This is a genomic window from Micromonospora sp. NPDC002717 (genome assembly GCF_040295705.1).
In the GTDB taxonomy this organism is placed as follows: Bacteria; Actinomycetota; Actinomycetes; order Mycobacteriales; family Micromonosporaceae; genus Micromonospora.
Window position 1 is genome coordinate 20,209 of the sequence record NZ_JBEOVW010000048.1, and the last position, 8,606, is coordinate 28,814.

General features: G+C 67.1%; 7 protein-coding genes and 1 tRNA gene. 6 read left to right on the plus strand and 2 right to left on the minus strand.

The window, feature by feature from the left end:
* Positions 1–182 precede the first annotated feature (182 nt).
* A complete protein-coding gene (locus tag ABT006_RS33220) occupies positions 183–2,840 on the plus strand; it encodes an N-6 DNA methylase (protein WP_350712438.1) in 2,658 nt (885 codons plus the stop codon).
* A gap of 21 nt (positions 2,841–2,861) precedes the next feature.
* A complete protein-coding gene (locus tag ABT006_RS33225) occupies positions 2,862–3,881 on the plus strand; it encodes a ComEC/Rec2 family competence protein (RefSeq protein ID WP_350712439.1) in 1,020 nt (339 codons plus the stop codon).
* 736 nt (positions 3,882–4,617) lie between these two features.
* Here the strand turns inward: ABT006_RS33225 and ABT006_RS33230 are convergent.
* Positions 4,618–4,706 (minus strand) — tRNA-Ser (locus ABT006_RS33230).
* Positions 4,707–4,803: 97 nt separating this feature from the next.
* On the opposite strand from ABT006_RS33230, the gene ABT006_RS33235 reads away from it, so the two are divergent.
* Together ABT006_RS33235 and ABT006_RS33240 are read left to right on the plus strand one after the other, a co-directional pair.
* Positions 4,804–5,343 (plus strand): AAA family ATPase, encoded by a 540-nt coding sequence (locus ABT006_RS33235; RefSeq protein WP_350712440.1) that lies wholly within the window; start codon positions 4,804–4,806, stop codon positions 5,341–5,343.
* Positions 5,344–5,352: 9 nt separating this feature from the next.
* Positions 5,353–6,330: an NAD(P)H-quinone oxidoreductase gene (locus ABT006_RS33240; protein WP_350712441.1), complete on the plus strand. Its 978-nt coding sequence runs from the start codon at positions 5,353–5,355 to the stop codon at positions 6,328–6,330.
* Positions 6,331–6,438: 108 nt separating this feature from the next.
* Here ABT006_RS33240 and soxR read toward each other — a convergent pair whose 3' ends face one another.
* Complete coding sequence (soxR, locus tag ABT006_RS33245; protein WP_350712442.1) at positions 6,439–6,903, minus strand: redox-sensitive transcriptional activator SoxR; 465 nt, start codon at positions 6,901–6,903, stop codon at positions 6,439–6,441.
* Positions 6,904–6,949: 46 nt separating this feature from the next.
* Between soxR and ABT006_RS33250 the strand changes: the two genes are divergently transcribed.
* The gene (locus ABT006_RS33250; RefSeq protein ID WP_350712443.1) at positions 6,950–7,693 is read left to right on the plus strand and encodes a thiamine pyrophosphate-binding protein; all 744 of its coding nucleotides are present in this window, start codon (positions 6,950–6,952) and stop codon (positions 7,691–7,693) included.
* A gap of 2 nt (positions 7,694–7,695) precedes the next feature.
* Positions 7,696–8,598: a transketolase family protein gene (locus ABT006_RS33255; RefSeq protein WP_350712444.1), complete on the plus strand. Its 903-nt coding sequence runs from the start codon at positions 7,696–7,698 to the stop codon at positions 8,596–8,598.
* Positions 8,599–8,606: the final 8 nt, after the last annotated feature.

Below are 8,606 nucleotides of genomic sequence, written 5' to 3' on the forward strand. Positions count from 1 at the left end.
GTCGAGGCAAGCTCACCGAGATGCCCTAGCTCCCACAGCCAGTCGCCGTGACCGCAGCCCGGCGGTGGCCGGCAAGAACGATCGCGCTAGACAGCGGTGGCGGCCGACGAGCTGGGTAACCACCGCAAATTATGAGACTATCGGTACTGCGCTGATCGTCGTCTTTGTGCGACCCTTCTCGTATGCGGCACAAGAGACAGGCGAAGAGCAGGCCGCAGGCACGCCAGCTTCTTGACACACTGCAACTGCTCGGCTACGGCTCTGACCTCATCGAGCATGAGTACACGGTGTGGCTTGGGGACCGACAGGTCGAGGCTGATCTCGTCGCGTTTAGCCGCAGTGAACCGAAGGACATGAGCACGGCTGCTCTAGTCGTCGAGTTCGCTGAGGGCGCGCGCGAGGACGTGTGGGGGCAGGCTGCTCAAATCGGAAGATTTCTCGCCGCGCCGATTGTGGGGCTCGCTGATTCGGCGGGACTATCTTTGGCGACGGTGACTCGGGACGGCAGCACTCACCGGCTCTTTGACATCCCGTTCGGCGACCTGAGCCTAACAAGGGATGTGCGAGAGCATTTAAGCCCGCGTCACATTTTCGAAATGAAGACTGGAAGCCGCCAGCCCGGTCTTTTTCCAATAGATGTGTCTTTGTTAGACTATGCGCGACAAGCAACCGAGGATCGTCTGGCGCCGCGGGTCGAGAGGGCTTTAATTGCAGCCTTTGATCATCTCGGTTACGAGCGTGAGGCGAACTCCGAGCGTGACGCATTGGAGAGGTCCCACCAGCGAGCTTCAAGGCTCGTGGTGGGCGCGCTCGCAGCGCTAGTCCTTAGAGACAAGGAAGATTTTCCCGAGCTTCCCGCTGGGGCCCTTCTCGATACAATTCTCCAAAGATATCCGAGCGAGTTTTCATGGGTGCAGGCGTTAAGCCCGCTCGAACTGGACGGCTTGACTGGCGTAGTTGCCGGGCTAGGCGCAGATATTAACTTCAAGAGCCTGGATCCGCTCGTCCTCAGCGGGGTTTATGAAAGCACACTCGTTAGCGACATCACCAGGCGGCAATTAGGCACCCACTACACGCCTCCTGGACTGTCTCGGCGCATGCTGGCGGAACTACCGGTCGAGCTGATACCCCCGGGCGACCGATCGGTGCTAGACCCAACCTGCGGTTCGGGAAGTCTTTTGCTTGCGGCACATGACCGCTTGCGAGCTCTTCAACCCGCAGAATGGAACCTGGCCCAGAGCCATCACGACCTGGCGGAACACCTAAGAGGCTTCGATACAGACGCGTTTGCAGTAGAGATTGCTCGCCTAAGTCTGCTACTTCACGCTATGCCAGCGGGCAATGGGTGGGATGTAAGGCAGAGGGACGCGCTGCTTGAATACATGCCTGAAACCGATAGGCCGTCTATCGTAGTAGCGAATCCTCCATGGAGGAATACGAACACGAGCCACGGACGCAGAGCAGAGGCTGCAGACGACTTCCTGAGATGGATGCTAAATAGCCTCCGGCCAGGGGGCCTGCTTGCGGTCGTATTGCCTGTTGGCTGGCTTCGAAACAGAAGTAGCAGAGAAGCAAGAGCATCCCTGCGCGAGTCCTGCGACCTATTTGAAGTGTGGCGTCTCCCAAAGGGGTCCTTCGAGTCGGGAAACATGGCGCCCGCGGTGCTCTTCGCTCAGAAGCAGACCCCCGCGCCTTCTCGCAAGGGTCCCATCCTCTTTCGCAGAGTCTTCCGCAAGTCGAGCCTTGCTTCCTTCTATCGTGGATTGTCTGGTGGTGAGGCTTACCTGGCCGACCCCCACAAATTACCCGAGTCCGGTCCACTCCTTTCCGGCCTGCTGACTGCTTCTTTTATCGGGCGCGATGTTACTACCGTTTCGTCCGTCGCCACTGTGACTGCAGGGCCCCAACCTGTGGCGGGATTCACGGCTCGAACCACACGAGAGGCAAACTGCCTGTACCTTCCGCGTCTTCGCGACATGCGTCCTTTTGCCGAGATGCCCGAAGGTCGACTAAGCCCAATGAGATTTCCAGGCGATTTTCAAACGGGTCGCGGTGCGGTGGGCTTAGGCCGTCGGAAAGTCGTTGTCCCTGCAGCCAGTGGCCCTGACACTCCATGGCGCCTATGGACAGGACTCGACAGCCGTGGCGTGCTGGTGAGGAACAGCATGCACATGGTTATTCCACATGAAGATGACGAGGCCTACCTCTATGGCCTAACGGCCTTCCTTGCTTCCGGCTTCGCGTCATGCTGGGTTGACGAACGCGCTGTTGAGCGGAACGTCAGCACAGCAGATGTCCTGAGCATTCCCTCGCCGTCTCGCCGGTCGGACTGGAAAGCGCTGGCCGAACTGGGGCGAGAGGGAATTAGGGCCGCGACCGAACCCGACGCTCTTGGCAATATCACTCGCGCCATCGACCAGTTTGTCTGGAGGTCCTTGGAGGTTCCGCCAGAAGTGCAAACAGGTCTGGAACGCCGCCTGTCGGACTTTGTGGCACCTGAGGGGGTTTACCGGTACCAACAATCACCAGTGCCCGCAGCAGCAAGCAACAATGGTAAGCCTAGGTCTAGGTTCGGCGTCGTGCTTGACGTTAGTGATCAGCGCATGTTGATCGAGGTTGTTGGCATAACCTCGTCCGAGGGTGTTTGGGTTGATCCGCCGCCCAGCTTGCCGGCTGCATTGTGTCGTCCGGGCGCCACCTTTGACGTTATTATTCCAGACGGCGCCCCACTTAGGGACGGGCAGTACTTCTACCAGCCTGAAAGCTGGGTTGACGCCGAGGCCTTGATGCAGAACCCCGCCTATCACGATGCCCATCCGGTCGTGACTGGCACTAACTGAATTCGGTGACGGGGAGTGAACGTGAATGAGGTCAATCTGCCGGGATCTTCTGCATCCCCCGATGCCACCGAAGCGGCCAACGTCGAGGTTCTGTTTCTGAATGTAGGCCAAGGAGACTCGACACTCGTCGTCGATTATTCAACTAAAGAAGCAATACTAATCGACTGCCCGGGTGGCCGGGAGCATGTGGTCGAGCAGGCCCTTAGCGATCGCGGGTGCAAGCTAGCAGTAGCGCTGATCACACATTGGGACCTAGATCACTTTGGCGGCATTATCGGTGTTCTAGACCAGTGCGGAACCAAGACCTTGCGTTTCAACCACGAGACGCTGCTGGCTCATGGAAACCAAGGCCGCGTATTGGCCACCCTTCGGAGACTGCGCGATCAGCGATACAATCACATAGAATTCAGTGATGCTAGACAGGGTCTCGTGGGGACAGTCGGGGCGGTTCGTTTCGAACTACTCGCCCCGTCCTATCGCCAACTGCTCTTTGCTGTTTCTTCCTTCGACCGAAACCTTGCTAGCGGCGTAGTGGCAATCGAAGCGAACGGCACTAGAGTGCTTGTGGGAGGCGACGCGGACGGCAGGGTTTGGAGTCGAATTCTATCTGAGGGAATTTCGGTTAGATCCGACTTTCTCAAGTGGCCACACCACGGAGCGATGAGGCACACGGAACGCCATGTTGACGACCAAGAACTACTGGACGCAGTAGAGCCTTCGCTTGTGATATTCAGTGCGGGAAGCCATAATAGGTACGGGCACCCGCTACCATCGACAGTTAGACTCGTTGCTAACAACAACACCGACGTTATCTGCACGCAGGTAACGGAACGGTGTCATTCTGGCCTACATGAAGCCGATACTCCCTGTGCTGGCACTGTTTCTTTGATGCTTAGTCCCGGCGGACGCGTAACCAGGTCGCCAAACGGTCATCGTCTGGCTGGCTTAATCGATGGCTGGACGCAGCCGCTGTGCAGGCCGGCCACCGCCAACCCCAACCTCACTGGCTTTGTCGAAGGCGAAGACGCTCTGGTGAATTAGGGCTGGGCCGAGCCTCTCTACATCGCCCGTGCCTGCCATCCCACCCCAACCACCCACGACCGCAACCGTTCGGCAACTCCATCCTGGAGTCGTTGCGCCCCCGCTGGAGGCAGCCCTAACCCCAACCCCGCCCCTACCCTCTGCCCCTCCTCCACCTCACCCCTTTCCCACCTCGGACTCGTGAGCGGCCTGGCGAATTCCGTTCGGCAGCTCGACCGACGGACCGTCGATCGGTCTGCGGTGAGACGTCACGAGGTTGGAAGAGCCGGAAGGTAGAGCTGTCGCATGGTCCCGGTCAGTCCGGGACTCGTCACCGGTCCCTTTCACGGACCCAGGGTGACGCGCGGGGCGGGGCGTGGTTTGCGGGCCGGCTGACTTTCCGCCCCGGCGCCGTAGGCGGCCGGGGCGGCGGCTCCGTAGGAGCCGGTTGCCGCGCCCCGGCCCGCGCCGCGCGGAGCGCCTTGATCCCCTAGAAGGCTGAATCGGCAGTGGGCCTCGGCCGTTGTTCCTTGAGCGGCAACCAGGCCACGCGGTCCATTAAGCGGATCGAGGGAGCGTTGGGCACCGAGGAGCCGGGCACGGCCGAGAGTGAGCCGGGAGTCGCCGACACGTAAACGACACGACCAGTGAGACACGACGGCCCCCAGCGAGACGAAGTGAGACCGATTCGCCATCCATAGACACGCCCCCTGACCGGCGTTCGCGCTGATCAGGGGGCGTTTTTGCTGTTCATCGGCGGAGGGTGTGGGATTCGAACCCACGAAGGACATCGCTGCCCTTACCGGTTTTCAAGACCAGCGCCATCGGCCACTAGGCGAACCCTCCCGGGCCGCGCCCCGCAGGGGTACGCGACCGTGCCTAGTCTGCCACGGCGGCGCACCGGGCGAGCGGGCACGGCACCCGCGTTGAAATGATCGGCGGCATGTGGGAGACCCCGTCCGTCGTGCTGATCACCGGCATCATGGCCGCCGGCAAGTCCACTGTGGCCGAGGCGCTGGCCGGGCGGCTGCCCCAGGCGATGCACCTGCGGGGGGACGTCTTCCGGCGGATGGTGGTCAGCGGGCGGGAGGAGATGACCGCCGAGCCGTCGGAGGAGGCGTGGCGGCAGTTGCGGCTGCGCTACGACCTCGCGGCGTCGGCGGCGGACCGCTACGCCGCCGACGGCTTCACCGTGGTGCTCCAGGACGTGGTCCTCGGCGCGGACCTGCCGGCCATGGTCGACCGTATCCGGCACCGCCCGCTGGCGGTCGTCGTGCTCGCGCCGAGCCCCGAGGTCGTCGCCGCCCGCGAGGACGCCCGGGAGAAGACCGGGTACGGCGACTGGCCGGTCGCCGACCTGGACGCGGGGTTCCGCGCGGAGACGCCCCGCATCGGGCTCTGGCTGGACACCTCCGCGCAGACGCCGGGGCAGACGGTGGACGAGATCCTGGCCCGGGCGTGGACCGACGGGCGGGTGGGGTAGACACAGGGCATGCGCGCGATGACGATCCCGGAGCCTGGCGGACCCGACGCACTGGTCTGGAGCGAGGTGCCCGATCCCGAGCCCGGCCCCGGCGAGGTGCTCGTCGACGTGCGGGCCACCGCCGTGAACCGGGCGGACCTGCTGCAACGGCAGGGGCACTACCCGCCGCCGCCGGGCGCGCCCGCGTACCCCGGGCTGGAGTGCTCCGGGGTGATCAGCGCGACCGGGCCCGACGTGGCCGGCTGGGAGGTCGGCCAGGAGGTCTGCGCGCTGCTGGCCGGCGGCGGGTACGCGGAGCGCGTCGCCGTGCCGGCCGGGCAGTTGCTGCCGGTGCCGGCGGGGGTCGACCTGGTCGACGCGGCGGCGCTGCCCGAGGTGGCCTGCACGGTCTGGTCGAACGTCGTGCAGCTGGCCCGGCTCGCGAAGGGTGAGACGCTGCTGCTGCACGGCGGCGGCAGCGGGATCGGCACCTTCGCGGTCCAGCTCGGGGTCGCGCTCGGCGCCACGGTGGTGGTCACCGCCCGGTCGGCCAAGCACGAGCGGCTGCGCGAGCTGGGCGCGGCGCACACGATCGACTACCGGGAGCAGGACTTCGTCGAGGAGGTGCGGCGGGTCACGGACGGCCGGGGCGCCGACGTCATTCTCGACATCATGGGCGCCTCCTACCTGCCCCGGAACGTGGCGGCGCTGGCCACCGACGGCCGGCTGGTGGTCATCGGCATGCAGGGCGGCCGCAAGGGCGAGTTGGATCTCGGCGCGCTGCTGGCCAAGCGGGGCACGGTCGCGGCCACCGCGCTGCGGTCCCGGCCCCGGGAGCAGAAGGCGGAGATCGTCCGTGGCGTCCGCCAGCAGGTCTGGCCGCTGGTCGAGGCCGGCGCGATCAGGCCGATCGTGGACCGTCGGCTGCCGATCACCGAGGCGGCGCAGGCGCACCGGCTGGTCGAGTCGAGCGACCACGTCGGCAAGGTGCTGCTCACCACCGGCTGACGCGTCAAACCGGGCCGGCGCAGGGATCACGAGCCGGCCGGCCGTCGGCCGGTGCCGCGCCGCCACCGTCAGCCGCCGTGACCGCCACCGTCGGCCGCCGGGTCGCCGTCAGGCGGCCGGTGCCGGGTCGGCGGCCGGGCGGGGGAGCATCAGGCGGGCCCCCGAGCCCTCTCCGGAGAGCGAGTCGTCCGGGTTGTAGAGCGTGCAGCGCCGCAGCGACAGGCAGCCGCAGCCGATGCAGCCGTCGAGGTCGTCGCGCAGCTTGGTCATCAGCCGGATCTTCTCGGTCAGGCGCTCCCGCCAGGCCGCGGAGAGCCGCGCCCAGTCCTCGGCGCTGGGGGTACGGGAGGCCGGCAGCGAGTCCAGCGCCTCCCGGATCTCCTCCAGCGAGATGCCGACCTGCTGGGAGATCCGGATGAACGCCACCCGGCGCAGCTCGGTGCGGGCGTACCGGCGCTGGTTGCCGCCCGTCCGTTCGGCCCGGATCAGCCCGAGCCGCTCGTAGTAGCGCAGCGCCGAAGGGGCCACGCCGCTGCGGGTGGAGAGCTGGCCGATGGTCAGTGACTCGTGCATCACGTCGCCTTGAGTTGAAGCGGACTTCAACTTGCAGGCTAGCGGCATGACCACGATGACCGCCAACGCGGGTCGGGTGGCGACCGCCTCACCGCCGGACGACCCGACCGTGCCGCCCCTGCCCGGGCCCGTCGCCCCGCTGTACGAGCGGGTCCGCGCGGGCCGGGAGTTCGGCGCGAACGTCCGTTCCACGGTCGACGTGCTCTGGGTGCTCTACGACCGGATCCTGCGGATCACCCCGGAGACCGTCGACGCGCCGGAGCGGGACCGGTTCCTGCTCTCCAAGGGGCACGCCGTCGCCGGCTACTACGCCGTGCTCGCCGCGAAGGGCTTCGTCCCCGCCGACTGGCTGGACGACCAGGGCGGCCCGGGGAGCCGGCTCGGCGACCACCCCGACCGGATGCTGGTGCCCGGGGTGGAGATCGGCTCCGGCTCCCTCGGCCACGGGCTCGGGCTCGGCGTGGGCACCGCGCTCGGGCTGCGCGCCCAGGGCCTGCTCACGCCCCGGGTCTTCGTGCTGCTCGGCGACGCGGAGCTGGACGAGGGATCCAACCACGAGGCGATCGCGTACGCGGGCGCGACCGGGTTGGGCAACCTGACCGCGATCGTGATCGACAACGGCTCCGCCACGCACGGCTGGCCGGGCGGCGCCGCGGCCCGGTTCACCGTCAACGGCTGGACCGCCGCCACCGTCGACGGGCGGGACCACGACGCCCTGCACACCGCCCTGACCGGGCAGGACAACCACCGGCCGCACGTCGTCGTCGCGGTCGTCGACCAGGGGGAGTGACCGTGCGGGACCGTTTCGTCGACACCACCACCGCGCTGCTCGCGGACGATCCGCGTACGGCGCTGGTGCTGGCGGACATCTCCGCCGCCGCGTTCGCCCCGGCCGCGCGGCGGCACCCGGACCGGGTGCTCAACGTCGGGATCCGCGAGCAGTTGATGGTGGGCGTGGCCGGCGGGCTGGCGCTGACCGGGCTGCGGCCGATCGCGCACAGCTACGCCCCGTTCCTGGTCGAGCGCGCGTACGAGCAGCTCAAGTTGGACCTCGACCACCAGGGTGTGGGCGCGGTGCTGGTCAGCGTCGGCGCGTCGTACGACCGGGCGGCGGCCGGGCGCACCCACCTCTCGCCGGCGGACGTCTCGCTGATCGACACCCTGCACGGCTGGACCGTGCACGTCCCCGGCCACCCCGACGAGGTGCCGGCGCTGCTGTGGGACGCGGTGGCCGCCGACGGCTCGGCGTACCTGCGGCTCTCCAGCCAGCACAACGACCGGCCGTACGGCGGCGACGGCGCGCTGCGCGTGCTCCGGGACGCGGGGCCGGGCGCCCCGCTGCTGGTCGCGGTCGGCCCGGTGCTGGACGCGTCGCTCGCCGCGGCGGCCGACCTGGGCGTCACGGTGGCGTACACCCACCGGCCCCGGCCGTTCGACACCGCGGGGCTGCGGGCGCTGGCCGGCACGGAGGTGATCCTGGTCGAGCCCTACCTGGCCGGGACGTCGGCGCGGGTGGTGTCGGCGGCGCTGGCCGACCGGCCGCACCGGCTGCTGACGCTCGGCGTCGGGCGCGAGGAGCTGCGCCGCTACGGGTCGGCCGAGGACCACACCCGGTGGCACGGGCTGGACGCCGCCGGGCTGCGCCGCTCGGTCGGCGGGTTCCTGGAGTCGGCGCTGGCGCCGGCCGGCCGCTGAGCCCGCGA

Coding starts and splice junctions, on each gene's coding strand:
- ABT006_RS33220 (WP_350712438.1), top strand. CDS start 183: ATGCGGCACAAGAGACAGGCGAAGAGCAGGCCGCAGGCACGCCAGCTT.
- ABT006_RS33235 (WP_350712440.1), top strand. CDS start 4,804: ATGTGGGAGACCCCGTCCGTCGTGCTGATCACCGGCATCATGGCCGCC.
- ABT006_RS33240 (WP_350712441.1), top strand. CDS start 5,353: ATGCGCGCGATGACGATCCCGGAGCCTGGCGGACCCGACGCACTGGTC.
- soxR (WP_350712442.1), bottom strand. CDS start 6,903: ATGCACGAGTCACTGACCATCGGCCAGCTCTCCACCCGCAGCGGCGTG.
- ABT006_RS33250 (WP_350712443.1), top strand. CDS start 6,950: ATGACCACGATGACCGCCAACGCGGGTCGGGTGGCGACCGCCTCACCG.